Origin of the sequence: Micromonospora humidisoli (genome assembly GCF_016900955.1) — a bacterium.
Taxonomy (GTDB): domain Bacteria; phylum Actinomycetota; class Actinomycetes; order Mycobacteriales; family Micromonosporaceae; genus Micromonospora; species Micromonospora wenchangensis.
Map to the genome: position 1 here is coordinate 936509 of NZ_JAFEUO010000002.1, position 24845 is coordinate 961353.

Genomic DNA, 24845 nt, shown 5'->3' on the forward strand with positions numbered 1-24845 from the left:
GCCGCACCCACTCGTGGCGGGGCCGACGACGCCTCATGATTATGGCGTGACCTCACTCCCACGCCACCCGTCCGAAGGGACAGAACGCGAGCGCACCTCGGCCGTGGTGGCCCGCGCCGCCCGTACCCTCGCCGACGCCGGGGTGGCGTCGGCCCGGTCCGAGGCGGAGCAGCTCGCCGCGTACGTGCTGGAGGTGCCCCGGGGCCGGTTGGCCCTGGCCGACGGCTTCACGGCCGCCCAGCGGGCCCGCTACGACACGCTGGTGGCCCGGCGGGCCGACCGCGAGCCGTTGCAGCACCTGACCGGCCGGGCCGGCTTCCGGCACCTGGAGCTGGCGGTCGGGCCGGGGGTGTTCGTGCCCCGCCCGGAGACGGAGCTGCTGGCCGGCTGGGGCATCGACCGGGCGTCGACCCGGGACGCCCCGGTGGTGGTCGACCTGTGCAGCGGTTCCGGGGCGATCGCGCTGGCGGTGGCCCAGGAGGTGCCGGCGGCCCGGGTGGTGGCGGTGGAACGGTCCCCGGCCGCGTTGGCCTGGCTGCGCCGCAACGCCGCCGAGCGGGCCGCCGCCGGGGACCGGCCGGTCGAGGTGGTGGCCGCCGACGTCACCGACCCGGAGCTGCTGGCCGATCTGGTCGGCGCGGTGGACGTGCTGCTGTGCAACCCGCCGTACGTGCCACGGTCGGTGCCGGTCCCGCCGGAGGTGGCCGGGCACGACCCCGACGAGGCGGTGTTCGGCGGGGCGGACGGACTGGTGGTGCTGCGGCCGGTGCTGCGCCGGGTGGCCGAGCTGCTGCGACCCGACGGCGAGCTGGGCGTCGAGCACGACGACACGCACGGCGGGGCGGTGCCGGCGCTGCTGACCGCCGACGGCCGGTACACGGCGGTGCGGGCGCACCGTGACCTGGCCGGGCGGCCCCGGTTCGCCACCGCGTCCCGCCGGTCGGACGGCCCGCACGCCGTCGGGGCGTCGGCGTGGCAGACTGGCTCCTCGTGATGCTCTACGACTGTCGGTCACCTGCCGACCGGGACCGCGGCATCGCCGCGGCGATCGAGGCGGTCAAGAACGGCGAGCTGGTCGTTCTCCCCACCGACACGGTCTACGGGATCGGCGCGGACGCGTTCACCCCGTACGCGGTCAAGGCCCTCTCCGACGCCCGGGGCGGCAGCCAGGCGGCGCCGCCGGTGCTGATCGGCTCCCGGCACACCCTCGACGGCCTGGTCTTCTCGCTGCCCCGGGCGGCCCGTGACCTGGTCGAGGCGTTCTGGCCGGGTGCGCTGACCATCGTGGTGGAGCACTCGCCGAGCCTCGCCTGGGACCTGGGCGGCGACGCCGACGGAACGGTGGCGGTCCGGATGCCGCTGCACCCGGTGGCGCTGGAGGTGCTGCGGGAGACCGGCCCGATGGCAGTGGCCGCGGCCAACAAGGTGGGCCAGCCGCCGTCGTTGACCGCCGAGGCGGCCCGCGACCAGCTCAGCTACTCGGTGCGGGTCTACCTGGAGGCCGGGGCGTGCCCCGACCCGGTGCCGAGCACCATCGTCGACCTGACCGGGGAGACGCCCCGGCTGCTGCGGGCCGGCGCGATCACCCTCGACCAGCTCCGCGACGTCGCGCCGGACCTCCTCGACGAGCGGGGAGCCTGAGTGCCGCCGTTCACCGTCCTGCACGTCTGCATGGGCAACATCTGCCGGTCCCCGATGGCCGAACGGCTGCTGGTGCTCGCCGTCCGTGAGCGGCTGGAGCGGCTCGGCGTCGACCCGGCCGGGGCGGACGCGCTGCTGCACAGCCACAGCGCCGGCACCGGCGGATGGCACGCGGGGGAGGAGATGAACCCGCCGGCCGCCCGGCAGGTGCTGGGTCGCGGCGGTGACGTCGAGGGGTTCGCCGCCCGCAAGCTGCGCTCCGACCTGATCGACGCCGCCGACCTGGTCCTCACCGCCACCGCCGACCAGCAGGAGTACGTGGTGGCGCTGCGCCCGGACGCGGCGTCGCGTACCTTCGTGCTGGGCGAGTTCGGCCGGCTGCTCGGCGCGCTGGACACCGCCGCCCTGCCGCCCACCGGCACCACCCCGGACGCCGTGCACGCCCGGGGGGTGGCCCTGGTGGCGGCGGTCGACGCGGCCCGGCAGGGGGCGGCGGCGCTGCACTCCGACGACCTGGACGATCCGTGGGGCCGGGGCGACCAGTGCTTCAGCCGGGTGGCCGACGAGATCGAGGAGACGGTGCACCCGCTCACCTCGGCCCTGCTGCCGTGACCGCCGCCGGCCGGCCGGCGACCCCGCCAGGCTGGCCGGCGACCCCGTCCGGGTGACCGGCGCGGCGTGTCCCGTTCCGCGCGCCGTGTCCGTCCCGCGAACTTACTCCGGTTTCGGGGAAAGATGAGAGTTCGGGTGGTTTTGCGGGTCATGCTGAACGGGTCCTGACGGCTCCTGCGGGGAGTACTGATGATCCGGGCCCTCCACAAGGCGTTCACCGTGCTGCTCGCCGGCGTCCTCGCCGGCCTGGTGCTGGCCGCGGCGGCGCTCCCGCTCGCCCTGGTGTTCGGCCTCGGCTTCGGCGGTATCGCCTCGTCCTACGCCGAACTGCCCAACACCCTGCGCACCCCACCCACCGCCCAGCGGTCCACCCTCTACGCCGCCGACGGCGTCACCCTGATCACGTCCTTCTACACCGAGGACCGGGTGGACGTGCCGCTGGCCAAGGTCGCCCCGGTGATGCGCCAGGCCATCGTGGCCGCCGAGGACGCCCGGTTCTACCAGCACCGGGGTGTCGACGTGCGGGGCGTGGTCCGGGCGTTCACCGTCAACCAGCGCGACGGCCAGGCCCGGCAGGGCGCCTCCACACTGACCATGCAGTACGTCCGCAACGTGCTCAGCAACGACCCCCGGCTGACCAAGGAACAGCGCCAGAAGGCCACCGAGATCAGCACCGCCCGCAAGCTCCAGGAGATGCGGTACGCCCTGGCCCTGGAACGCGAGCTGACCAAGGACGAGATCCTCACCCGCTACCTGAACATCGCCTACTTCGGCGCCGGGGCGTACGGGATCGCCGCCGCCACCAAGCGCTACTTCTCCACCACCCCGGCCCGGCTGACCCTGGCCCAGGCGGCGCTGCTGGCCGGGCTGGTCCGCTCCCCGGACACCGACGACCCGATCAACGGCGACGCCGACGCGGCGCTGACCCGGCGCTCGTACGTGCTGGACCGGATGGTGGCGCTGGGCCAGACCGGGCCGGTCGACGCGGCGCAGGCCCGCGAGGAGCCGCTGACGCTACGGCCCAGCCGGACGCCGAACGACTGCACCGCCGTGCCCGAGCAGCGCAACGACTGGGGCTTCTTCTGCGACTGGTTCACCCAGTGGTGGAGCGACCAGCCCGCCTTCGGCGCGACCGCCGCCGAACGGCAGGACACCCTGCGCCGGGGCGGCTTCCGGATCGTCGCCTCGCTCGACCCGGCGGTGCAGCGGGCAGCCGTACGCCAGGCGACAGGCATCTACGACGTGGACGACAGGCGGGCGGCGCCGGTGGCGGTGGTCCAACCCGGCACCGGGCGGGTGCTGGCCCTGGCGGTGAACCGGAACTACAGCGTCGACCCCAACCCGGCCGGGCAGCGGAACTACCCGAACACGGTCAACCAGCTCGTCGCCGGTGGCAACGGTATCGAGGGCTACCAGGCCGGCTCGACGTTCAAGCTGTTCGCCCTGCTGGCCGCCCTGGAGTCCGGGCTGCCGCTGGAGACCGCCTTCGTCGCGCCGAGCCGGATCGTGACCCGGTTCCCGACCGACGACCCCCGGTCGAGTTGCGGCGGCCGGTGGTGCCCGGTCAACGCCACCCCCGAGTGGATGGACGGCTACCGCACCATGTGGACCGCGTTCGGCCGTTCGGTGAACACCTACTTCGCCTGGCTCACCGAGCGGATCGGCGCGGACCGGGTGGTCGAGATGGCCGAGCGGCTGGGCATCAGGTTCCGCGCCCCCGACGACGCCGAGCTGGCCCGCTCCGGGGCGCGCGACTGGGGGGCGTTCACCCTCGGCGTCTCCTCCACCACCCCGCTCGACCTGGCCAACGCGTACGCCACGGTGGCCGCCGAGGGGACCTGGTGCGCGCCGTCGCCTGTCGTGTCGATCACCGACAGCGCCGGTAAGGAGGTGGCCACCGGTCAGCCCGACTGCCGGCAGGTGATCGACACCGAGGTGGCCCGGGCCGCCGCCGACGCAGCCCGCTGCCCGGTCGGTGACCAGTCGATGTACCGCCGGTGCGACGGCGGCACGGCCGAGCAGCTCCGCCCGGGGCTGGGTCGTCCGGTGGCCGGTAAGACCGGCAGTTCGGAACGGAACGAGACCGAGTCGGTGGTGGCGTTCACCCCGCAGCTCGCGGTGGCCCAGATCGCCGCCAACCCCGACGATCCGCGCGACGCCGTCGGGGCCGCCGTCCAGTCCCGGATGGTCGACGCGGTGGGCCGCATCCTCGCCGCCGCCCTGGCCGACACCCCCGTCCGGGACTTCGTCCCGCCCAACGAGTCCATCACCTACCGCCTAACCCCCACCCCCCGCACCGGCAACTAACCCCCCACCCCCCACCCCCCACCCTCCCGCCCCCTGCCCCCCTGCCCCCCACCCCTCCCGCCCCGTCGATCATGGAGTTGTGGTGGTCGCAGAACGGGTCAAAATGCTCTGATCCGTCCACCACAACTCCATGATCGACAGGAGCCTGGGGCGGGGGTGGGGGTGGGGCGAGGGCGGGGTGGGGGTTAGGGGGTGGGGGTGTGTCGGGCGATGTTGCGGGCCATGCCGCCGAAGATGATCGTGTGGAAGGGGGCCACCGAGAGCCAGTAGAGGTGGCCGGGCAGGCCCCGGGGGAGGAAGACGGCGCGTTGCACGTACCGGCTGTGGCCGTCGCCGGCCGGCTCGGCGCGCAGCTCCAGCCAGGCCCGGCCGGGCAGCCGCATCTCGGCGCGTAGCCGCAGCAGCTCGCCGGGGACGATCTCCTCCACCCGCCAGAAGTCCAGCGCCTCGCCGACCTGGAGGTGGTGCGGATCGCGCCGGCCCCGGCGCAGCCCCACCCCGCCGACCAGCCGGTCCAGCCAGCCGCGCACCGACCAGGCGAGCGGGAACGAGTACCAGCCGTGCTCGCCGCCGACGCCCTCGATGACCCGCCAGAGCGCGGCCGGCGGGGCGGCCACCTCCTGCTCCCGGACGTCGGTGTACGCGGTCCCACCGGACCAGTCCGGGTCCGACGGCAGCGGCTCGGCCGGGGCGTCCGGGCCGCTCGCGTTCGACCAGCGGGTCTCCACCTGGGCGTCGCGCACCTTGCTCAGGGCCAGCGCCACGGCGTCGTCGAAGCCGGTCAGCCCGCCCGGCGGGTCGGGTAGCCACCTGGCGATGTCGTGCTCGTGCGCGACCGCCTCGTGGATCAGGCTCTCCACCAGCGGGCGGGCGATGGCGTTCGGCACCGGGGTGATCAGCCCCACCCAGTGCGAGGACAGCGCCGGGGTCAGCGGGCGGACCGGCACGATGATCCGGCGGCGCAGCCCGGCGACCTGCGCGTAGCGCTGCATCATCTCCCGGAAGGTGAGCACGTCCGGGCCGGCGATGTCGAAGGCCCGGTCCACCTCCGGCGGCAGGTCGGCGCAACCGACCAGGTAGCGCAGCACGTCCCGGACGGCGATCGGCTGGATCCGGTTGCGGACCCAGCGGGGGGTGATCATGGCCGGCAGCCGCTCGGTGAGGTAGCGCAGCATCTCGAACGAGGCCGACCCGGAACCGATGATCACGGCGGCCCGCAGCACCACCGTGGGCACCTCGCCGGCGAGCAGGATCCGGGCCACCTCGGCCCGGGACCGCAGGTGCGGCGAGGCCGTGCCGCCGGCCGCCGGCTCCGGCCCACCGAGGTAGACGATCCGGCGTACGCCGGCTGCGGCGGCGGCCCGGGCGAAGTTCGTGGCGGCCTCCCGGTCGGCCGCCTCGAAGCCGGCCTGCCCGAGGGAGTGCACCAGGTAGTACGCGACGTCGACGTCGGCGAAGGCGGCCGGGAGCGTCTCCGGCCGGCGCAGGTCCCCCTCGACGATCTCGGCCTGCGCCGCCCAGGGCACGTCGCGCAGCCGACCCGCCTTGCGGGCCAGGCAGCGCACCTGGTGGCCCTCGGCCAGCAGGCGGGGCGCGAGCCGTCCGCCGATGTATCCGGTCGCGCCGGTGACGAGGCATCTCACGGACACCAGTGTGCGGCTCCGTACACTCTTTCGCTGTGGAGAACGTGAAGCGCACCTGGTGGGGGCCGGACCCGGGGCGGCCCGTCGGGGCCGTGCCGCTCGGCGACGGCCCGGCGGACCCGCGTGGCTGAGCCCGGGGCGCGTGGGTCGGCGGTGGCCGACGACCAGGGGTGGCGGCTGCGCCACCTGCCGGTGCTGCTGGCCGCCTCGGCGGTGCTGGGGGTGGTCGCCGCGCTGGTCGGTGCGGTGACCGGCGGTGGTGTGGCGGCCCTCGGCGCGGTGGCCGGGGTGGCGGTGACGGTGGTCAGCTACAGCCTGACCACGGTGGTGCTGGCCCGGGCCGACGCGGTCAACCCGCAGCTGGTGCTGCCCCTCGGGCTGGGTCTCTACATCGCCAAGTTCACCCTGCTGGGGGTGGTGATGGTGGCGGTGGCGTCGACCGGCTGGGGTGGGCTGGTTCCACTCTGTGTCGGCATCGCCGCCGGCGTGGTGGTCTGGACCGGAGTGCACATCTGGTGGCTGACCAGGGTCTATTCCCGTCGACCCGGTTCCTGACTGTCCCACATGGTGGGCGGGCGGGCGACTGTCCGCGTGCGGTCGTTCTCTCACTGGCGGAAGGGGAGTAGCGTGCCCCCAGACGATGGAGCCCGCCAGACGCCCACACAACGACGGTTGTGCGGGGGGTGAGGCACAGCCTCGTCTCTCCGGCTGATATCGTTCGCCCCGTCATGGCTGATGACCAAACCCCCCAACCCACCGGCGGTCCGGGCGACGTTCCGACCGGCGCCGGTCAGGGTTGGACCGCGCTCTCGTACCTCATCGGGGGCATGCTCGTCTGGGGTTTCATCGGCTGGCTGGTCGACCAGTGGCTCGACTCCGGCGGCATCGCCACCGGGATCGGTGTCGTGCTCGGCATGGCCGGGGGGATCATCCTGGTCGTCCGCCGGCTCGGCACGCCTACATAGGAAGGGACGCGGTGTTCGGACAGGCGAACGTCCTGGCAGCGGGCCAGGCGGCATTCCCACCCAGCGTGGAGGACTTCTACCTGCCCAGCATCCTGCCCTGGGGTGCGCACGACTCGTACTGGTTCACCAAGATCACCGCGATGGTCTGGGTCGCCGTCGGCATCCTGATCATCTTCTTCCTGGCGACCTACCGGAAGCCGCAGCTGGTCCCGACCAAGAAGCAGTGGCTCGCCGAGTCGATCTACGGCTTCGTGCGGAACAACATCGCGGTCGACATGATCGGGCACCGGGGGGTGCGGTTCGCGCCGTACTTCACCACGCTGTTCTGCTTCGTGCTGCTGACCAACTTCTTCGCGATCGTGCCGCTGTTCCAGATCTCGCCGAACTCGCACATCGCCTTCCCGGCGATCCTCGCCGTGATCAGCTACCTGATGTTCAACTACGTCGGCATCCGGCACCACGGCTTCGTGAAGTACTTCAAGAACTCCCTGATCCCGCCGGCGCCCTGGTACATCCTGCCGCTGCTGATCCCGATCGAGTTCTTCTCGACCTTCCTCGTGCGGCCGTTCTCGCTGGCCGTACGTCTCTTCGCCAACATGTTCGCCGGGCACATGCTGCTGCTGGTCTTCACCCTCGGCGGCTTCGCGATGCTCAGCGCCAACGCCTGGCTCGCGCCGGTCTCGGTGCTGTCCTGGGTGATGACCATCGCGCTCACCTTCCTCGAATTCCTGGTCATCTGCCTGCAGGCCTACGTCTTCACCGTCCTCACCGCAAGCTACGTGCAGGGCGCGCTCGCCGACGAGCACTGATCCAACCGGGCGGGGGCTCGAAAGCGAGCACTGGTCCACGGGCGGGGCTCGCTCGCGAGCACCGGTCCACCGCATCAACCCGTTGTCGTCCCGCGTGAGAGTCACGCGAGATACCCAGGAGGAACCACACCCATGGACGCTAGCGTTCTCGCCGAGGTCACCGGCAGCACCGCCGCCATCGGCTACGGCCTCGCCGCCATCGGCCCGGGCATCGGCGTCGGCCTGGTCTTCGCCGCCTACATCCAGTCGACGGCCCGCCAGCCGGAGTCGTCCCGGATGACCCTGCCGTACGTCTGGATCGGCTTCGCCGTCATCGAGGCGCTCGCGCTGCTGGGCATCGCCTTCGGCTTCATCTGGGCCGGCTGACCCGGCCCCTGCAGACCGGGAGGTCATCCATGTACTTCCTCGCCGCTGAGGGTGGTGAGTCGACGCACAACCCGATCATTCCGCTCTGGCAGGAGATCGTGGTCGGCAGCGTCGCCTTCGCCGTGCTCTGCTTCGTGCTGATGAAGTTCGTCTTCCCCCGCATGGAGCAGACGTTCCAGGCCCGGGTCGACGCGATCGAGGGCGGGATCAAGCGCGCCGAGGCCGCCCAGGCCGAGGCCAACCAGCTCCTCGAGCAGTACCGCGCGCAGCTCGCCGAGGCGCGTACCGACGCCGCCAAGATCCGGGACGACGCCCGGGCCGACGCGGAGGGCATCCGGCAGGACATCCTCGGCAAGGCGCGGGAGGAGTCCGACCGGATCATCGCGGCCGGCAAGGAGCAGCTCGCCGCCGAGCGGGCCACCATCGTGCGTGAGCTGCGGGCCGAGGTCGGCACCATCGCGGTGGACCTGGCCAGCAAGATCGTCGGTGAGTCGCTGGCCGACGAGGCACGTCGCAAGGGCACCGTCGACCGGTTCCTGAGCAACCTCGAGAGCACGGGGGCCCGCTGATGCAGGCCGCCAGCCGGGAGTCGTACGCGGTCGCGGCCGAGCGCCTCGACGCGTACGTCCGCGGGGCGGAGCCGTCGGCGGTGGCGACCACCGCCGACGACGTCCTCTCCGTCGCCGCCCTGTTGCGGGGCGAGCCGCGGCTGCGCCGGGCGCTGTCCGACCCGGCCCGCAGCGGCGAGGACCGTGCGGCGCTGCTCACCGGCATCCTGACCGGCAAGATCGGCGCGGACGCGCTCGACCTGCTGTCCGGGCTGGTCGCCGGTCGCTGGTCGACGCCGTCGGAGCTGCTCGACGGCACCGAGCGGCTCGGGGTGGAGGCGCTGCTGGCCAGTGCCGACGCCGCGGGCGACCTCGGTGAGGTCGAGGACGAGCTGTTCCGCTTCGGCCAGGTGGTCGCCGGCCAGTCCGCGCTCTCCGCGGCGCTGGCCGACCCGATCGCCCCGGCCGGGCAGCGGGCCGCACTGGCCCGGGAACTGCTCGCCGGCAAGGCCCGGCCGGTCACCGTCCGCCTCGTCGAGGTGGCCCTCGGCGGGTTCGGGGGACGCTCCTTCACCGGGGCGCTCACCCGGCTGGTCGAGCTGGCCGCCGACCGGCGGGACCGTCAGGTCGCGTACGTGACCGTGGCGGCTCCGTTGAGTGAGTCCGACGAGCGACGGCTCGGTGCCCGCCTCTCCGCGATGTACGGTCGAGAGGTTTCCGTCAAGCAGACGGTCGACCCGGAGGTGCTCGGTGGGGTGAGCGTGCGGGTCGGTTCCGACCTGTACGACGGCACCGTCCTGCGCCGCCTCAACGAGACCCGCAACGCGCTCGTGCAGCGCTGACCAGCGGCCTCGCCGCCCCTTTGATCGACGCCATTCGGACCGGTCGGTACTAGGTATCCCGGGCCCCTGATACTTAAGGAAGCAGAGGATGGCCGAGCTGACCATCTCGACGGAGGAGATCCGCGGCGCCCTGGAGCGCTACGTCTCCTCCTACTCGACCGACGTCTCCCGCGAGGAGGTCGGCACCGTCGCCGACACCGGTGACGGCATCGCCCACGTCGAGGGCCTGCCCTCGACCATGACCAACGAACTCCTGGAGTTCGAGGACGGCACGCTCGGCGTGGCGCTGAACCTCGACGTGCGGGAGATCGGTGTCGTCGTTCTCGGTGACTCCGCCAAGCTGGAGGAGGGGCAGCGCGTCAAGCGCACCGGCCGGGTGCTCTCCGTACCGGTCGGCGACGCCTTCCTCGGCCGCGTGGTCAACGCGCTCGGCCAGCCGATCGACGGCCTCGGCGACATCGCCGACGAGGGCTTCCGCGAGCTGGAGCTCCAGGCCCCCAACGTGATGTCCCGGCAGTCGGTCGACGAGCCGCTGCAGACCGGCATCAAGGCGATCGACGCGATGACCCCGATCGGTCGGGGCCAGCGGCAGCTGATCATCGGCGACCGGAAGACCGGCAAGACCACCGTCGCGCTGGACACCATCCTCAACCAGCGGGACAACTGGCGCTCCGGCGACCCGAAGAAGCAGGTCCGCTGCATCTACGTCGCCATCGGCCAGAAGGCCTCCACGATCGCCTCGATCAAGGGCATCCTGGAGGACGCGGGCGCGCTGGAGTACACCACCATCGTGGCCTCCCCGGCGTCCGACCCGGCCGGCTTCAAGTACCTCGCCCCCTACACCGGCTCGTCCATCGGGCAGCACTGGATGTACGGCGGCAAGCACGTCCTGATCGTCTTCGACGACCTGAGCAAGCAGGCCGAGGCGTACCGGGCCGTGTCGCTGCTGCTGCGTCGCCCGCCGGGCCGTGAGGCGTACCCGGGTGACGTCTTCTACCTGCACTCCCGCCTGCTGGAGCGCTGCGCGAAGCTCTCCGACGAGCTGGGCGGCGGCTCGATGACCGGCCTGCCGATCATCGAGACGAAGGCCAACGACATCTCGGCCTTCATCCCGACCAACGTCATCTCCATCACCGACGGTCAGATCTTCCTGGAGTCCGACCTGTTCAACCAGGGCGTCCGGCCGGCCATCAACGTCGGCACCTCGGTCTCCCGGGTCGGTGGCGCCGCGCAGATGAAGCCGATGAAGAAGGTCTCCGGCTCGCTGCGGCTCAACCTGGCCCAGTTCCGTGAGCTGGAGGCGTTCGCCGCCTTCGCCTCCGACCTGGACAAGGCCTCGCAGGCCCAGCTGAACCGGGGTTCCCGGCTGGTCGAGCTGCTCAAGCAGCCGAACTACTCGCCGTACCCGGTGCAGGAGCAGGTCGTCTCGGTCTGGGCCGGCGTCGAGGGCAAGCTGGACGACGTCCCGGTCGGCGAGATCCGTCGCTTCGAGTCCGAGTTCCTCCAGTACCTGCGGCACAAGCACGAGGGTGTGCTGGCCTCGATCGCGGACGGCACGTGGGGCGACGACATCTCCGCCTCGCTCGACTCGGCCATCGGCGAGTTCAAGCAGGTCTTCCTCGGCAAGGCCGACGAGCGCCGGGTCAACGACGCGCCGGCCAAGCCGCTGGAGGGCGAGTCGGACCGGGAGACGGTCACCCGCTACGCCGGCGGCGACGCCGAGAAGGAGTAGGGCTGACTCATGGCGGCCCAGGTACGCGTTCTTCGCCAGCGAATCCGTTCGGCGAAGGGGATGAAGAAGATCACCAAGGCGATGGAGCTCGTCGCGACGAGCCGCATCGCCAAGGCCCAGGCCCGGGTGACGGCGTCGCTGCCGTACGCCCAGGCGATCACCGGCGTGCTCACCGCGCTGGCCTCGAACGCCCGGATCGACCACCCGCTGCTCACCCCGCGCGAGCAGGTGCGGCGGGCGGGCGTCCTGCTGGTCACCTCCGACCGGGGCCTGGCCGGCGGGTACAGCTCCAACGCGATCAGGACCGCCGAGTCGCTGATCGCCCGGCTCACCGCCGACGGCAAGGAGCCGGTGCTCTACGTCATCGGGCGCAAGGGCCTGACGTTCTACCGGTTCCGCAACCGGCAGATCGCGGCGAACTGGACCGGCTTCTCGGAGCAGCCCACCTTCGCCGACGCCCGTGAGGTCGGCGAGACGCTGATCGCGGCGTTCACCGCCGGTGCCGACGACACCGACGGCGACGCCGGGCCGGACGGCGTGCTCGGCATCGACGAGTTGCACATCGTCTACACCGAGTTCCACAGCCTGATGACGCAGAACCCGGTCACCAAGATCATCGGGCCGATGCAGGTCGAGGACCGGCCGCGCTCCGAGGGGCTGCTGCCGGCGTACGAGTTCGAGCCGGAGGCGGAGTCGCTGCTCGACGCGCTGTTGCCGAAGTACATCAACACGCGGATCTACGCGGCGTTGCTGGAGTCGGCGGCGAGCGAGTCGGCGGCCCGGCGGCGGGCGATGAAGAGCGCCACCGACAACGCCGAAGAGATGATCGAGAAGTACACGCGTGAGATGAACTCGGCCCGCCAGGCCGGGATCACCCAGGAGATCAGTGAGATCGTCGGCGGCGCGAACGCGCTGGCCGCGTCGGGAAGTGAAGTGTGATGACTGTATCCGCAGTTGCCGGGGGACCGGCAGAGACCAGTACGGCCACCGGTCGCGTGGTTCGGGTCATCGGCCCGGTCGTCGACGCCGAGTTCCCGCGCGACGCCATGCCGACCCTGTTCAACGCGCTCAACGTCGAGGTGAACCTCTCCGGCGGTGCGAAGACGCTGACCCTGGAGGTCGCCCAGCACCTGGGTGACAACCTGATCCGCGCCATCTCGATGCAGCCGACCGACGGTCTGGTCCGCGGCGCCGAGGTGGTCGACACCGGCTCGCCGATCACCGTCCCGGTGGGCGACGCGGTCAAGGGCCACGTCTTCAACGCCATCGGCGAGTGCCTCAACCTCACCGAGGGCGAGACGCTCGACGCGGACGACAGGTGGGGCATCCACCGCAAGGCCCCGGCCTTCGCGGACCTGGAGCCGAAGACCGAGATGCTGGAGACCGGCATCAAGGTCATCGACCTGCTCGCCCCGTACGTCAAGGGCGGCAAGATCGGCCTGTTCGGCGGCGCGGGCGTGGGCAAGACGGTGCTCATCCAGGAGATGATCACCCGCGTGGCCCGGAACTTCGGTGGTACCTCGGTCTTCGCCGGCGTGGGTGAGCGCACCCGTGAGGGCAACGACCTCATCGCCGAGATGACCGAGTCCGGCGTCATCGACAAGACCGCGCTGGTCTACGGCCAGATGGACGAGCCGCCGGGCACCCGGCTGCGGGTGGCGCTGTCGGCGCTGACCATGGCCGAGTACTTCCGGGACGTCAAGAAGCAGGAGGTGCTGCTCTTCATCGACAACATCTTCCGCTTCACCCAGGCCGGTTCCGAGGTCTCCACCCTGCTCGGCCGGATGCCGAGCGCGGTGGGTTACCAGCCGACCCTGGCCGACGAGATGGGCGAACTCCAGGAGCGGATCACCTCCGTCCGGGGCCAGGCCATCACCTCGCTCCAGGCGATCTACGTGCCCGCCGACGACTACACCGACCCGGCGCCGGCGACCACCTTCGCCCACCTGGACGCGACCACCAACCTGGAGCGGTCGATCTCCGACAAGGGCATCTACCCGGCCGTGGACCCGCTGGCGTCCTCGTCCCGGATCCTCGCCCCGGAGTTCGTCGGCGAGGCGCACTTCGCGGTGGCCACCGAGGTCAAGCGCATCCTCCAGCGCTACAAGGACCTCCAGGACATCATCGCCATCCTCGGTATCGAGGAGCTCTCGGAAGAGGACAAGCTCACCGTCGGCCGGGCCCGCCGGATCGAGCGCTTCCTCTCCCAGAACACCTACGCCGCCGAGCAGTTCACCGGCGTGCCGGGTTCGACGGTCCCGATCGAGGAGACCATCGACGCGTTCCGGAAGATCAGCGAGGGCGAGTACGACCACTTCCCCGAGCAGGCCTTCTTCATGTGCGGCGGTCTGGAGGACCTGGAGCGCAAGGCGAAGGAGCTGATGTCGGAGGGCTGAGTCTCCCGACAGTTGTTCGCCGAAGGCCACCCCGGTCGACCGGGGTGGCCTTCGGCCGTTCCTGCTGGTGGGGGCCGGTGTCTGGTTGCCGGGCGAGCGTCCGTTCGCCGGGCGCGGTACCGTTTCGAGAACGACTCTCGGGTTCGGGTGTCGATGTGTGCAACTTTTGGGCCCGGTCCGCCCGTCTCCTCTTCATGGGCGTGACGAATCCTCGTGACGAGTCCCTGTGCGCGACGAATGGAGCTGCTGGTGGGTAAGGCCGGCAAGAGCGGCGGGGACGGTAAGGCCGGTAAGGCCGGCGGGAGCGGCAGACGGTCGATCTGGTCCGGGGTGCCCCGCTGGGCGCGCGTATGCACCGTCTTCGGGGTCGTGCTGCTGATGCTCAGCGGCGCGGTCCTGGTGGGCTACGAGACGCTGCTGTCGCGCTACGAGGGTTCGGTGGGCAAGGCCGACCTCTTCGGCGACAAGGCAGCCGGGGCGCAGGAACGCAAGAGCAACGTCAAGGGTCCGCTGAACATCCTGCTGGTGGGCATCGATCCGCGGGACGCCAAGACCCCGCCGCTGGCCGACTCGATCATGGTGCTGCACGTGCCGGAGTCGTTGGATCGGGCGTACATTTTCTCGATTCCGCGTGATCTCTACGTCGACATCCCCAAGTTCGACAAGGCCGGCTACCGGGGCGGCTCCGGCAAGATCAACGGAGCGATGTCACACGGCAGCATCGTCGAGGGCAAGAACCCCAGCGCGGCACAGGGCTTCGAACTGCTCGCCAAGACCGTGCAGAAGGCGACCGGGATCACCCGGTTCGACGCCGGGGCGATCATCAACTTCACCGGTTTCCAGAAGATCGTCGACGCGATGGGCGGCGTCGACATGTACATCGAGCGGGACGTCAAGTCCGAGCACCGCGAGCCGAACGGCAAGCACCGCAAGGGCAACCCGTACGGCGAGGGGTACATCGGGCCGCAGGCGGTCTACAAGAAGGGCAACCAGCACCTCAGCGGCTGGCAGGCGCTGGACTACGTCCGGCAGCGCTACCCCCGCAACGGCGTCCCGGACGCCGACTACGGCCGGCAGCGGCACCAGCAGCAGTTCATCAAGGCGATGATCAGCCAGGCGTTCAGCGCCGACGTGGTGACCAACCCGATCAAGCTGGACCGGGTGATCCGGGCCGCCGGCCAGTCGCTGACCTTCAACGGCCGGGGCAACAGTGTGGTCGACTTCGCCATCGCACTCAAGGGCCTCCGCTCGGAGAACGTCGAGCTGATCAAGCTGCCCGGGGAGGGCATCGGCACCGGCAACGCCTACCGGGGGGAGCGGCTGCTGCCCGCCGCCGACGACTTCTTCGCCGCCCTCAAGAACGAGCAGTTGGACGCCTTCCTGCTGGAGCATCCGGAGTTCCGCAACAAGGTCAAGTGATCCCTGCAGGATGTCGACACCCCCCTCCGGCCAGCCGACACGCCGGAGGGTGGTGCAGGTCTCGGCACCCGCGTTGGGTCGGCGACGGCGATCCGACTAGACTTTCGGCAATCCGTCGCCGCAGCAAGGAGACAGCGTGGCACAGCAGCTTCACGTCGACCTCGTAGCCGTCGAGGAGAAGGTCTGGTCCGGCGAGGCCGAGATGGTCGTCGCCCGCACGACCGAAGGCGAGCTGGGTGTGCTGCCGGGGCACGCGCCGCTGCTCGGCCAGCTCGCCGAGCCCAGCCAGGTCCGGATCAAGCAGGCCGGCGGCCAGCAGGTCGCCTACGACATCACCGGCGGGTTCCTGTCGGTCGGCGCGGAGAGCGTCACAGTGCTCGCCGAGAGCGCCACCCCGGCCACTCCGGCCCGCTGAGCCCACCCGCCGATGGAGATCGTCGAAGGGATCGGAATCGGCATCGCGGTGATCCTCGCCGCGCTCCTGATCCTCTTCGTCCGGCGGGCCCTGGTCACCCGTAGCGGCGGCATCATCCGGCTGAGCGTGCGGGTCACCACCGTCCTGGACGGCCGGGGCTGGTCACCGGGCTTCGCGCGGTTCGTCGGCGACCAGCTTCGCTGGTACCGGATGTTCAGCTTCGCCCTGCGGCCCAAGCGGGTGCTCTCCCGCAAGGAGCTGGTGGTGGAGCGACGGCGGCTGCCCGAGGGCCAGGAACGGCTCTCCATGCCATCCGACTGGGTGATCCTCCGCTGTACCAGTCAACACGCGCCGGTCGAGATCGCCATGGCCCGATCCACGGTGACCGGTTTCTCCTCCTGGCTAGAGGCCGCCCCGCCCGGGGCGGCCTCGCCGCGTATGGCCTCCCAGGACTGGCCCGCCGCCTGACCCGGCCTGGCCCGCCTACCCACCCGGCCGCTGGCGGTCACGGTGCGGCGACGGCGGCCACCAGTTCGACCTCGTAGCCCTGCCGGTCGGTGAGGTAGGCGGCGTAGCTGTCCGGGCCGCCGGCGTGCGGGTGCCGGTCGGCGAACAGCAGCGTCCAGCCGTGGGTCGCGGCGTCGGCCACCAGCCGGTCCACCGCGTGCGGCGGACCGGCGTGGAAGGCGAGGTGGTTGAGGCCCGGGGCGTGCCGGTCGTGGGTCCGCCCGGTCAGCGCCGGGGACTCCTCGACGACCAGGTACGTCGGGCCGTGCCGCCAGGAACAGCCGGCCGGCCAGTCCTGGTACGGCGTCCAGCCCAGCTCACCGAGCAGCCAACCCCAGCTCCGCTTCGCGGCGGCCAGGTCGGGTACCCAGACCTCGACGTGGTGCAGCCCGCCCGTGCTCAGCGCCTGCCGCCCGGCACCCATAGCACATCGCCGCCCGGATTGGCCGTTCTTGACAGGATGAACAGCAGGTCGGAGAGGCGGTTGAGATACTTTGCCGGAAGGGAGCTGGTGCGATCCGGATCGTGGGCGACCAGGGCCCAGGCCGCCCGTTCGGCGCGCCGGGCGATCGTCCGTGCCACGTGCAGCAGCGCCGCGCCAGCGGTGCCGCCGGGGAGGATGAAGGAGTCGAGCTTGCCCAGTCGCCCGTTGTACTCGTCGCACCAGCCTTCGAGGCGTTCGACGTACTCCTCGGTGACCCGCAGCGGCGGGTACGCCGGGTTCGGCTCGACGGGGGTGGCCAGGTCGGCGCCCACGTCGAACATGTCGTTCTGGATCGACTCCAGCACGGCCCGCAGCTCGTCGTCGAGCTGCCCCAGGGCGAGCGCCACGCCGAGCGCGGCGTTGCACTCGTCGACGTCCGCGTACGCGGCGATCCGCGGATCGGTCTTCGGCACCTGCTCGTTGTTGCTCAGCCTGGTCATGCCGGCATCGCCGGCCTTGGTGTAGATGCGCGTGAGGTGGACGGCCATGACGCACAGCCTACGGATACCGGACCTGACGATCCCGGCACGGCCCGCCCCGGCCGGTTGGCCGGTGGAGGTGGGACCGGGTGACGCCGGTGACCCGGCGGTCGACGACGTCGACGTCATCCGGGTCGGCGGTGACGCCCGGCTGGCCGGCACGGTGCACGTCGTCGGGGCCAAGAACTCGGCGTTGAAGCTGATGGCGGCGGCGCTGCTGGCACCGGGGCGTACGGTGATCACGAACGTGCCCCGGATCACCGACATCGCCATCATGGGCGAGGTGCTGCGCCGGCTCGGCTGCGCGGTGCACTTCGCGGCGGACGACCCGGTGGACCCGATGGTCGGGTACGGCGGGCAGGCCCGGTCCCGCTCGGTCGTCATCGACGTGCCCGAGCAGCCCGGCGCGGACGCCGACTACGACCTGGTGCGTCGGCTGCGGGCGTCGATCTGCGTGCTCGGCCCGCTGCTGGCCCGCCGGGGGTACGTGCGGGTGGCCCATCCGGGCGGGGACGCGATCGGCTCCCGGGGCCTGGACATGCACATCGCCGGGCTGGCCCGGATGGGCGCGGAGGTCTCCGGTGAGCACGGCTTCGTCATCGCCGCCGCCCCGGACGGGCTGCGAGGGGCCGAGATCGTGCTGGACTTCCCCAGCGTGGGCGCCACCGAGAACCTGGTGATGGCGGCGGTGCTGGCCCGGGGTGTGACGACGATCGACAACGCGGCCCGGGAACCGGAGATCGTCGACCTCTGCACGATGCTCAACCGGATGGGTGCCCGGATCTCCGGCTGCGGCAGCTCGACGCTGCGCATCGCCGGGGTGCCCGCGCTGCGCCCGGTGCGGCACGCCACGGTGGGGGACCGGATCGTCGCCGGGACGTGGGCGTTCGGCGCGGCGATGACCCGGGGGGACGTGACGGTCACCGGGATCGACCCGGCCTACCTGGAGGTCGCGCTGGACAAGCTGGTGTCGGCCGGCGCGCTGGTGGAGACCCGGGGCGATGCCTTCCGGGTCCGCGCCGACGACCGCCCCGCCGCCGTCGACGTGGTGACCCTGCCCTACCCGGGGTTCGCCACCGACCTGTTGCCGATGGCGATCGGCCTGGCGGCGGTGAGCGAGGGGGCGTCCCTGATCACCGAGAACATCTTCGACGGTCGGTTCATGTTCGCCAACGAGATGGTGCGGCTCGGTGCCGACATCAAGACCGACGGGCACCACGCCGTGGTCCGGGGCCGCGACCGGCTCTCCGGTGCGCCGGTCCGGGCCACCGACATCCGGGCCGGTGCCGGGCTGATCATCGCGGGGCTCTGCGCGGACGGGGTCACCGAGGTGTCCCACGTGCACCACGTGGACCGGGGCTACCCGGACTTCGTGGCCGACCTGCGTGCGCTCGGGGTGGAGGTGGAGCGGGGTACCGTTCCGGAGGCCCCCGAGCTGACCATCTGACCCGCCCGCCGCTCCCGTCGCCGGTCCGACCGTCCGGGGCTTAGCGGTCGTTCAGGCTCGCCGACTAGGGTGCTGGCAGACACTCAATCGCAGGCGAGGGAGAAGCAGATGGCGGGTCGACTCGCGGTCGTCGGGGCCGGGCTGATGGGTTCCGGCATCGCCCAGGTGGCGGCGCAGGCGGGCTGGCAGGTGACCCTGCGGGACATCGACGACGCGGCCACGAAGCGCGGTGTGGACGGCATCCGGAAGTCGCTGACGAAGTTCGCCGAGAAGGGGAAGATCGACCCGTCCGAGGTCGAGGCCACGCTGGGCCGGATCACCCCGACCACCGAGCTGGAGGCGGCGGCCGACGCGGACATCGTGGTCGAGGCGGTCTTCGAGAAGATCGAGATCAAGCACGAGGTGTTCCGCGCGCTGGACAAGATCTGCAAGGCGGACGCGGTGCTGGCGACCAACACGTCGGCCATCCCGGTGACCCAGATCGCCACCGCCACGCAGCGCCCGGAGTCGGTCGTCGGCACCCACTTCTTCTCCCCGGTGCCGATGATGAAGCTGTGCGAACTGGTGCGCGGCTACAAGACCAGCGACGCGACCCTGGCCACCGCCCGGTCGTTCGCCGAGGAGATCGGCAAGACGGTGGTGGTGGTCAACCGGGACATCGCCGGTTTCGTCACCACCCGGCTGATCTGCGCGCTGGCCATGGAGGCGGTCAAGCTGGTCGAGTCCGGGGTGATGTCGGCCGAGGACCTGGACACCGCCTGCAAGCTGGGCTTCGGTCACGCCATGGGCCCGCTGGCCACGGTCGACCTGACCGGCGTGGACGTCCTGCTGAACGCCACGAGGAACATCTACACCGACACCGCCGACGAGAAGTTCTTCCCGCCGGAGCTGCTCCAGCGGATGGCCACCGCCGGCGACCTGGGCCGCAAGACCGGCCAGGGCTTCTACCCGTACTGAGCCCGGCCGACGTCGCCGGTGCTGCGGTGTCCCCACCGGCGGACACCGCAGCACCGGCGCAACGTGTCGCTCGCGCCCGGCGGGTCAGCCGTCCCGCTTGGTGGTCCAGCGGAAGGTGGTCAGGCAGAGCACCAGGCCGATCACGCACCACAGGGCGAGGACCAGGGCGACCCGGCCCAGCTCGAAGGAGCCGCCGGGTTCCTGCGCGCCGAAGCTCTCCGGCAGGAAGACCGCGCGCAGGCCCTGGCACATCCACTTGAGCGGGAAGAACGCCGCCACCTGCTGCATCCAGGTGGGCAGGTCGGTGAAGACGAAGAACACCCCGGAGATGAACTGGAGCACCAGGGAGACCGGGGTGACCACGGCGGAGCCGCTGCGTGCGGTGCGGGCCAGCGACGAGATGGCGATCCCGCACAGGGTGCAGGCGGTCACCCCGAGCACGGCGACCCAGCCGAAGGTGAACCACTTGGCGGCGGTGGCCGGCAGGTCGAGGTCGAACAGCGCCACGGCGACCGCCAGCAGCAGCGCGGTCTCGGCGATGCCGATCGCCACCACCATGATCACTTTGCCGGCGAACCAGACCCACTTCGGCATCGGGGTGCCCCGGTAGCGCTTGAGCACGCCCCGGTCCCGCTCGATCGGGATCCAGATGCCGAGATTCTGGAAGCTCACCGTCATCAGCCCGGTCGCGATCATGCCGGTGATGAAGTACTGGGTGAACTTGACCCCGCCGCCGATCGTCCCGTCGAAGATCGACGCGAAGATCAGGATCATGATGATCGGGAAGCCCATCGTGAACACGACGGACTCCCGGCTGCGCAGGAACTGGGTGATCTCCAGCCGGCCCTGGCGCAGGGCGAGCGCCCCCGGCCCGACCCGCCGGCGGCCGGTGGTGGACGGGGGCGCCGGCTTCGTAGTGGTGGTCATCAGTGTCCGATCATGCTCAGGTAGACGTCTTCCAGGGTCGGCCGGGTCACCGTCAGACCGGGCACCTCGCCGCCGAAGCGCGCGGCCAGCTCCGCCACCAGCGCCGTCGGCGTCGCACTCTGCGCCGTCTCCAACGTCCCGTCAGGCGTACGCCAGGAGACCGTCGCCAGCGCGTCCTGACGGTTGCCCAGCAGGTCCGGTGGGGCCACCTCGATCACCCGACCGGCGGCGATCACCCCGACCCGGTCGGCGAGCGACTCCGCCTCGTCCAGGTAGTGGGTGGTGAGCACGATGGTGGTGCCGGCGGCGGCCAGGTCGCGGATCAGCTCCCAGAACTCGCGCCGCGCCTCCGGGTCGAAGCCGGTGGTGGGCTCGTCGAGGAAGAGCAGCTCGGGGCGGCCGATGATGCCCAGCGCCACGTCGAGGCGGCGCTTCTGCCCGCCGGAGAGGGTGTGCGTACGGGCGTTGGCCTTGGCGCCCAACCCGACCCGTTCGACGACCCTGTCCGGGTCGTCCGCCTCGGGATAGAACCCGGAGAAGTGCCGCACCACCTCGGCGACGGTCAGCTCGTCGAACTCACCGGTGCCCTGAAGCACGATGCCGACCCGGGACCGCCAGTGGGCCGCCTGCCCCCGGGCGGCACGCGGTGCGCCGGCCCGTTGGCCACGCGGGCGGGAGCCGAGGACGAGACCGGGGTCGGTGCCGAGCACACTCACCTCACCGGCGTCGCGCTGCCGGTAGCCCTCCAGGATCTCCACCGTGGTCGTCTTGCCCGCGCCGTTCGGGCCGAGCAGGGCGAACACCTCGCCCCGGCGGACGTCAAGGTCCACCCCCGCCACCGCGACGTTGTCGCCGTACGCCTTGCGCAGTCCCCGTACGGAGATCGCGAGCTCGTCTTCCATGCCGTCCAGTGTGCGACCAGGCCCTGCGGCGCGGCGGCCCGGGGTGTGCCGGTCTCGGCCGGGTCGCGTCGCGGCGGCCCGGTCGTCCCCGACCAGGGCCTGTGAGGTGTTGCACAACCGGGGACGTCCGGCGGTGCCGGGGATGTCCGAGGTGCCTGGGATGTTCGCTGCCAGGGGTTGTTCGGCGGTGCCGGGCACGGGGGCCAGGACCGGGCCAGGTCCGCTGGGCCAGGGCTGGGGCTGAGCCGGGCTGGGCCTGGTCGGGGCTGGGGCTGAGCCGGGCTGGGCCTGGTCGGGGCTGGGGCTGGGCCGGTCCGGGCTGGGCCTGGGCCGGGCTGGGGTCGGGCGGCGAGGCCGGGGCGTGTGGCCCCGGCCCCCGTGGTGGTCGGTCGGTCAGCGGCTCTGATAGGTCATGCAGTCGGCCAGGTCGTTGTCGGGGCCGACGGTGATCGCCGGGGCGCGGCACTCCAGCTCGGCGTTGTGCCGGCAGTCGGCCCGGCTGCACGCGCCCACCTGGGCGATGAGCCGGTCGAGACCGCCCCGTACCGGCAGCTCCACGAAGGTGTGGCAGTGCGCGTGGTCGGTGCTGCCGATGGTGATGGCGAACGCGTGGCAGTCGTTGGTGTGGTTGTAGGCGCAGGACGAGGCCGCGCACTCCTGAACCCGGGGCATTTCCAGCGCTGCGGTCATGACAACCTCGCTTTCGGTAGATATGCCACAAATGATAGGCATTGCTCCGGTGGGCGCGGGCCGTTCCTCCACCGATCCACCCACCGAAACCGCCCCCACCCCCGCCCCGCCCCTCCTTCCCTGCCCGCCCCCACCCGCTTCGACTCGGTGATCAAGAGAATTGCGGGCAGGGAGAGCGCTCTCAGTGACGCAAACCTCTTGATCGCGCCGCGAAGCTCTTGATCGCGCCGCGAAGCTCTTGATCACCGGCGCGGGCCGGGTGGGCCGGTACGCATCAGGTCGGCCGGACGGGTCGGCTGGACGCTGGCTGGGCCCGACATGGCTGATGGGTCGAGTGGGCGCGTAGGCGTCTCTTCTGCCGGACATATCCCGTTTGGTGTGGGTGAATCGTCACCGGTGTCCGGTACGGGGTCGCCGGGGTGGGGCGTCCCGTGACCGGCGGCACCCCGACGGCGGAATCCCGGCCGGCCCGTGGTCGTTACACCCTCCGTACGACCGTAGGAGCGCCCCGGCCGGCAGGTCCGCAGGTGGGCAGTGCCCCGGAATGATGCGGGGCCCCCGGTCGTTGCATCGGGTTCCGGCGTGAGCGGCAGGGCCCGCCGGAGACCTACCGACTTTCCCTTATGAGCGCCTCGTCGTGGTGCTTACGCCGGCTCCGCCGGTGGCCCCGGTCCCCCGACCGGTCGGGTGGCGTCGACCCTCGAAGGAGCATCCCCCATGAACACCACCATGCTGCGTAAGAGTGTTCTCGGTATCGCCGGTCTCGCCGTCGCCGGTGGCCTGGCCGCCGGCCCGCTCAACCACGGCACCGCCGGGTCGACCGCCACCGACCACACCGTGGCCGTGGTCCAGGCAGACAAGCCCGCCGTGGACAAGGCCACGCTGATCCCGCACGGTGTGCAGGGCGACCAGTCCCGCATCGACCTCAACGACGAGCAGACCGGCAACGTCAAGGCGATCATCGCGGCGACGAAGAAGGCCGGCATGGACGAGCGTGCCGGGGTGGTGTCGATCGCCACCGCCCTGCAGGAGTCGAAGCTGGAGAACCTCGGCCACCTCGGCGACCGCAACGACCACGACTCGCAGGGCCTGTTCCAGCAGCGCCCGTCGAGTGGTTGGGGCACGGTGGAGCAGATCACCGACCCCGAATACGCCACCCTGGCCTTCCTCAAGGGCCTCAAGCAGGTCGACGGCTGGCAGGACATGCCCCTGACCAAGGCCGCCCAGACGGTGCAGGTGTCGGCGTACCCGGACCACTACGCCCAGTGGGAACAGCAGGCCGCCGACCTCGTCGCCCAGCACTGGAACAGCTGACCCTGCGTACGACACGATGGCCGGCACCCCGCACGGGGTGCCGGCCATCGGCGTGTGCGGCGGGGGGTCAGACCCGGTAACCGGCGGCGCGGGCCGCCTCGCGTTCCTGGCGACGGCCCCGGCGTCGGCGCAGGAACCAGACCACGAACGCCACCATGCCCAGTAGGAACGCCAGCACCAGCACCGGCAGGATGATCGCCACCAGGGACATCAGCACGCTCGTGGCGTCCTCGGCGGTGCTGGCGACCGGTGCGCCGAAGCCTGCGGTGGTCGCGTTGACCACCGGCCGGGCCGCCGCCTTGAACAGGTGCACCCCGAGCGCGATGGCGACCCCGGCGGCCACCGGCACCCACTGGTGGGACGAGAAGAACCCGCCCGGGTCGCTGACCGTCACCGTCTCCGAGCCCGACCCCGCGCCGAACGCGAGCCCGCCGGCGGTGGGGCGGACCACCGTCTGCACGACGTCGTTGACGTGGTCGACCACGGGCACCTTGTCGGCGACGACCTCGACCGCGAGCAGCGCTGCGAGGATCGCCAACACCCAGCCGTTGCTGAGCCACTGCCAGCCGCTCGGCAGGTCGATCAGGCTCGTGTAGCGGGCGAGTAGACCCATGGTGAGCAGGGGGATGTAGGCGTTGAGACCCGCCGAGGCGGCGAGCCCGGTACCGGTGAGGACTTCGAACACCATCTCAGCATCGCACCGGCACGCCAGTGCCGCGCGACGGTGACCGGCCGGTCCTCGGCTACCCTCGTCGGGTGCGTCTGGTGATTGCGAAGTGCTCGGTGGACTACGTCGGACGGCTCTCGGCGCACCTGCCGCTGGCCACCCGCCTGCTCATGGTCAAGGCGGACGGGTCGGTGTCGATCCACGCCGACGACCGCGCGTACAAGCCGTTGAACTGGATGAGCCCGCCCTGCCGGCTGGAGGAGGCCCCCGGCGTGTGGCGGGTGGTCAACAAGGCCGGCGAGGAACTGCGGATCACCCTGGAGGAGGTCTTCCAGGACACCTCATACGAGCTGGGCGTCGACCCGGGGCTGCGCAAGGACGGCGTCGAGGCGCACCTGCAGGAGTTGCTGGCCGCCAACCCGGAGACGCTGGGGGAGGGCTTCACCCTGGTCCGGCGGGAGTACATGACCGCGATCGGCCCGGTCGACCTGCTCTGCCGGGACGCCAACGCCGGCGCGGTCGCCGTCGAGGTGAAGCGACGCGGTGAGATCGACGGCGTCGAGCAGCTCACCCGCTACCTCGAGCTGATGAACCGCGATCCGCTGCTCGCCCCGGTGAGCGGTGTCTTCGCCGCCCAGGAGATCAAGCCGCAGGCCCGGGTCCTCGCCACCGACCGGGGCATCCGCTGCGTGGTGGTCGACTACGACCGGCTGCGCGGCATCGTGCGCGACGAACTGACCCTGTTCTGACCACCCGCCCGGCGGGCCGCGCCTACG

Annotated in this window: 27 protein-coding genes; 20 read left to right on the forward strand and 7 right to left on the reverse strand. The window is 71.5% G+C overall.

Annotation, left to right across the window (positions count from 1 at the left end; genetic code table 11):
- Nucleotides 1–46 precede the first annotated feature (46 nt).
- From prmC to JQN84_RS09720, 4 genes are all read left to right on the forward strand, one after another.
- Nucleotides 47–994, forward strand: coding sequence for a peptide chain release factor N(5)-glutamine methyltransferase (prmC, locus tag JQN84_RS09705; RefSeq protein ID WP_204957996.1), 948 nt, complete (start codon nt 47–49; stop codon nt 992–994).
- Complete coding sequence (locus tag JQN84_RS09710) at nt 994–1641, forward strand: L-threonylcarbamoyladenylate synthase (protein WP_204958218.1); 648 nt, start codon at nt 994–996, stop codon at nt 1639–1641. The genes prmC and JQN84_RS09710 overlap by 1 nt, the downstream gene beginning before the upstream one ends.
- Nucleotides 1642–2253, forward strand: a complete 612-nt coding sequence (locus JQN84_RS09715) for an arsenate reductase/protein-tyrosine-phosphatase family protein (RefSeq protein ID WP_204957997.1) — start codon at nt 1642–1644, stop codon at nt 2251–2253.
- Nucleotides 2254–2442: 189 nt separating this feature from the next.
- Nucleotides 2443–4560, forward strand: coding sequence for a transglycosylase domain-containing protein (locus JQN84_RS09720; protein WP_204957998.1), 2118 nt, complete (start codon nt 2443–2445; stop codon nt 4558–4560).
- A gap of 185 nt (nt 4561–4745) precedes the next feature.
- Here JQN84_RS09720 and JQN84_RS09725 read toward each other — a convergent pair whose 3' ends face one another.
- Nucleotides 4746–6203: an SDR family oxidoreductase gene (locus JQN84_RS09725; RefSeq protein WP_204957999.1), complete on the reverse strand. Its 1458-nt coding sequence runs from the start codon at nt 6201–6203 to the stop codon at nt 4746–4748.
- A 123-nt stretch (nt 6204–6326) separates the two neighbouring features.
- Here JQN84_RS09725 and JQN84_RS09730 point away from each other — a divergent pair, with 123 nt between their 5' ends.
- The 12 genes from JQN84_RS09730 (at nt 6327) to JQN84_RS09785 (ending at nt 16163) form a co-directional block, all read left to right on the forward strand.
- Nucleotides 6327–6758 (forward strand): hypothetical protein, encoded by a 432-nt coding sequence (locus JQN84_RS09730; protein ID WP_204958000.1) that lies wholly within the window; start codon nt 6327–6329, stop codon nt 6756–6758.
- A gap of 173 nt (nt 6759–6931) precedes the next feature.
- Complete coding sequence (locus JQN84_RS09735; protein ID WP_204926928.1) at nt 6932–7168, forward strand: AtpZ/AtpI family protein; 237 nt, start codon at nt 6932–6934, stop codon at nt 7166–7168.
- Nucleotides 7169–7179: 11 nt separating this feature from the next.
- Entirely contained in the window at nt 7180–7977 is a 798-nt protein-coding gene (atpB, locus tag JQN84_RS09740; RefSeq protein WP_204958001.1) for a F0F1 ATP synthase subunit A, read from the forward strand.
- A 132-nt stretch (nt 7978–8109) separates the two neighbouring features.
- A complete protein-coding gene (locus tag JQN84_RS09745; RefSeq protein WP_067312849.1) occupies nt 8110–8343 on the forward strand; it encodes an ATP synthase subunit C-like protein in 234 nt (77 codons plus the stop codon).
- 29 nt (nt 8344–8372) lie between these two features.
- A complete protein-coding gene (locus JQN84_RS09750; RefSeq protein ID WP_088642785.1) occupies nt 8373–8912 on the forward strand; it encodes a F0F1 ATP synthase subunit B in 540 nt (179 codons plus the stop codon).
- Complete coding sequence (locus JQN84_RS09755) at nt 8912–9733, forward strand: F0F1 ATP synthase subunit delta (protein WP_204958002.1); 822 nt, start codon at nt 8912–8914, stop codon at nt 9731–9733. Before JQN84_RS09750 ends, JQN84_RS09755 begins: the two co-directional genes overlap by 1 nt.
- 88 nt (nt 9734–9821) lie before the next feature.
- Entirely contained in the window at nt 9822–11465 is a 1644-nt protein-coding gene (atpA, locus tag JQN84_RS09760; protein ID WP_204958003.1) for a F0F1 ATP synthase subunit alpha, read from the forward strand.
- 9 nt (nt 11466–11474) lie between these two features.
- Nucleotides 11475–12404 (forward strand): F0F1 ATP synthase subunit gamma, encoded by a 930-nt coding sequence (locus JQN84_RS09765; RefSeq protein WP_204958004.1) that lies wholly within the window; start codon nt 11475–11477, stop codon nt 12402–12404.
- Entirely contained in the window at nt 12404–13861 is a 1458-nt protein-coding gene (gene atpD, locus JQN84_RS09770; protein ID WP_204958005.1) for a F0F1 ATP synthase subunit beta, read from the forward strand. Before JQN84_RS09765 ends, atpD begins: the two co-directional genes overlap by 1 nt.
- Before the next feature lie 237 nt (nt 13862–14098).
- Entirely contained in the window at nt 14099–15280 is a 1182-nt protein-coding gene (locus tag JQN84_RS09775; protein ID WP_204958219.1) for an LCP family protein, read from the forward strand.
- A 136-nt stretch (nt 15281–15416) separates the two neighbouring features.
- Nucleotides 15417–15695 carry a F0F1 ATP synthase subunit epsilon gene (locus tag JQN84_RS09780; RefSeq protein WP_067312863.1) on the forward strand — a complete coding sequence of 93 codons (279 nt, stop codon included), beginning with the start codon at nt 15417–15419 and terminating at the stop codon, nt 15693–15695.
- Nucleotides 15696–15707: 12 nt separating this feature from the next.
- Entirely contained in the window at nt 15708–16163 is a 456-nt protein-coding gene (locus JQN84_RS09785) for a DUF2550 domain-containing protein (protein ID WP_088642779.1), read from the forward strand.
- 37 nt (nt 16164–16200) lie between these two features.
- Here the strand turns inward: JQN84_RS09785 and JQN84_RS09790 are convergent, their stop codons facing one another.
- Together JQN84_RS09790 and JQN84_RS09795 are read right to left on the reverse strand one after the other, a co-directional pair.
- Nucleotides 16201–16626 (reverse strand): VOC family protein, encoded by a 426-nt coding sequence (locus tag JQN84_RS09790; protein WP_204958006.1) that lies wholly within the window; start codon nt 16624–16626, stop codon nt 16201–16203.
- Nucleotides 16602–17174, reverse strand: coding sequence for a cob(I)yrinic acid a,c-diamide adenosyltransferase (locus JQN84_RS09795; protein ID WP_204958007.1), 573 nt, complete (start codon nt 17172–17174; stop codon nt 16602–16604). Before JQN84_RS09795 ends, JQN84_RS09790 begins: the two co-directional genes overlap by 25 nt.
- Here JQN84_RS09795 and murA point away from each other — a divergent pair.
- Nucleotides 17173–18612, forward strand: coding sequence for a UDP-N-acetylglucosamine 1-carboxyvinyltransferase (gene murA, locus JQN84_RS09800; protein ID WP_204958008.1), 1440 nt, complete (start codon nt 17173–17175; stop codon nt 18610–18612). The genes JQN84_RS09795 and murA overlap by 2 nt on opposite strands.
- A gap of 108 nt (nt 18613–18720) precedes the next feature.
- Nucleotides 18721–19569, forward strand: coding sequence for a 3-hydroxyacyl-CoA dehydrogenase family protein (locus JQN84_RS09805; protein WP_204958009.1), 849 nt, complete (start codon nt 18721–18723; stop codon nt 19567–19569).
- Nucleotides 19570–19653: 84 nt separating this feature from the next.
- Here the strand turns inward: JQN84_RS09805 and JQN84_RS09810 are convergent, their stop codons facing one another.
- The 3 genes from JQN84_RS09810 to JQN84_RS09820 all read right to left on the reverse strand — a co-directional run bounded on the left by JQN84_RS09810 (nt 19654) and on the right by JQN84_RS09820 (nt 22088).
- Entirely contained in the window at nt 19654–20496 is an 843-nt protein-coding gene (locus JQN84_RS09810; RefSeq protein ID WP_204958010.1) for an ABC transporter permease, read from the reverse strand.
- Nucleotides 20496–21398, reverse strand: a complete 903-nt coding sequence (locus tag JQN84_RS09815) for an ABC transporter ATP-binding protein (RefSeq protein WP_204958011.1) — start codon at nt 21396–21398, stop codon at nt 20496–20498. Before JQN84_RS09815 ends, JQN84_RS09810 begins: the two co-directional genes overlap by 1 nt.
- A gap of 393 nt (nt 21399–21791) precedes the next feature.
- Nucleotides 21792–22088 carry a DUF1540 domain-containing protein gene (locus tag JQN84_RS09820; protein ID WP_204958012.1) on the reverse strand — a complete coding sequence of 99 codons (297 nt, stop codon included), beginning with the start codon at nt 22086–22088 and terminating at the stop codon, nt 21792–21794.
- 717 nt (nt 22089–22805) lie between these two features.
- Here JQN84_RS09820 and JQN84_RS09825 point away from each other — a divergent pair.
- On the forward strand, nt 22806–23402 hold the full coding sequence (locus JQN84_RS09825) for a hypothetical protein (RefSeq protein WP_204958013.1): 597 nt from the start codon (nt 22806–22808) through the stop codon (nt 23400–23402).
- 67 nt (nt 23403–23469) lie between these two features.
- Here the strand turns inward: JQN84_RS09825 and JQN84_RS09830 are convergent, their stop codons facing one another.
- Nucleotides 23470–24087 (reverse strand): DUF4126 domain-containing protein, encoded by a 618-nt coding sequence (locus JQN84_RS09830; RefSeq protein ID WP_204958220.1) that lies wholly within the window; start codon nt 24085–24087, stop codon nt 23470–23472.
- A 71-nt stretch (nt 24088–24158) separates the two neighbouring features.
- Here JQN84_RS09830 and nucS point away from each other — a divergent pair, with 71 nt between their 5' ends.
- Complete coding sequence (gene nucS, locus JQN84_RS09835) at nt 24159–24818, forward strand: endonuclease NucS (RefSeq protein WP_204958014.1); 660 nt, start codon at nt 24159–24161, stop codon at nt 24816–24818.
- The last annotated feature ends 27 nt before the right edge of the window (nt 24819–24845 follow it).

Excerpts from the sequence above, each read along its gene's own strand:
- atpA (WP_204958003.1), top strand. The coding sequence starts at position 9,822 with ATGGCCGAGCTGACCATCTCGACGGAGGAGATCCGCGGCGCCCTGGAG.
- JQN84_RS09775 (WP_204958219.1), top strand. The coding sequence starts at position 14,099 with ATGGAGCTGCTGGTGGGTAAGGCCGGCAAGAGCGGCGGGGACGGTAAG.
- JQN84_RS09750 (WP_088642785.1), top strand. The coding sequence starts at position 8,373 with ATGTACTTCCTCGCCGCTGAGGGTGGTGAGTCGACGCACAACCCGATC.
- murA (WP_204958008.1), top strand. The coding sequence starts at position 17,173 with ATGACGCACAGCCTACGGATACCGGACCTGACGATCCCGGCACGGCCC.
- JQN84_RS09825 (WP_204958013.1), top strand. The coding sequence starts at position 22,806 with ATGAACACCACCATGCTGCGTAAGAGTGTTCTCGGTATCGCCGGTCTC.
- atpD (WP_204958005.1), top strand. The coding sequence starts at position 12,404 with ATGACTGTATCCGCAGTTGCCGGGGGACCGGCAGAGACCAGTACGGCC.
- JQN84_RS09790 (WP_204958006.1), bottom strand. The coding sequence starts at position 16,626 with ATGGGTGCCGGGCGGCAGGCGCTGAGCACGGGCGGGCTGCACCACGTC.
- JQN84_RS09720 (WP_204957998.1), top strand. The coding sequence starts at position 2,443 with ATGATCCGGGCCCTCCACAAGGCGTTCACCGTGCTGCTCGCCGGCGTC.
- JQN84_RS09795 (WP_204958007.1), bottom strand. The coding sequence starts at position 17,174 with ATGGCCGTCCACCTCACGCGCATCTACACCAAGGCCGGCGATGCCGGC.
- JQN84_RS09810 (WP_204958010.1), bottom strand. The coding sequence starts at position 20,496 with ATGACCACCACTACGAAGCCGGCGCCCCCGTCCACCACCGGCCGCCGG.
- JQN84_RS09820 (WP_204958012.1), bottom strand. The coding sequence starts at position 22,088 with ATGACCGCAGCGCTGGAAATGCCCCGGGTTCAGGAGTGCGCGGCCTCG.
- JQN84_RS09735 (WP_204926928.1), top strand. The coding sequence starts at position 6,932 with ATGGCTGATGACCAAACCCCCCAACCCACCGGCGGTCCGGGCGACGTT.
- JQN84_RS09755 (WP_204958002.1), top strand. The coding sequence starts at position 8,912 with ATGCAGGCCGCCAGCCGGGAGTCGTACGCGGTCGCGGCCGAGCGCCTC.
- JQN84_RS09745 (WP_067312849.1), top strand. The coding sequence starts at position 8,110 with ATGGACGCTAGCGTTCTCGCCGAGGTCACCGGCAGCACCGCCGCCATC.
- JQN84_RS09765 (WP_204958004.1), top strand. The coding sequence starts at position 11,475 with ATGGCGGCCCAGGTACGCGTTCTTCGCCAGCGAATCCGTTCGGCGAAG.
- JQN84_RS09710 (WP_204958218.1), top strand. The coding sequence starts at position 994 with ATGCTCTACGACTGTCGGTCACCTGCCGACCGGGACCGCGGCATCGCC.
- JQN84_RS09785 (WP_088642779.1), top strand. The coding sequence starts at position 15,708 with ATGGAGATCGTCGAAGGGATCGGAATCGGCATCGCGGTGATCCTCGCC.
- JQN84_RS09815 (WP_204958011.1), bottom strand. The coding sequence starts at position 21,398 with ATGGAAGACGAGCTCGCGATCTCCGTACGGGGACTGCGCAAGGCGTAC.
- JQN84_RS09805 (WP_204958009.1), top strand. The coding sequence starts at position 18,721 with ATGGCGGGTCGACTCGCGGTCGTCGGGGCCGGGCTGATGGGTTCCGGC.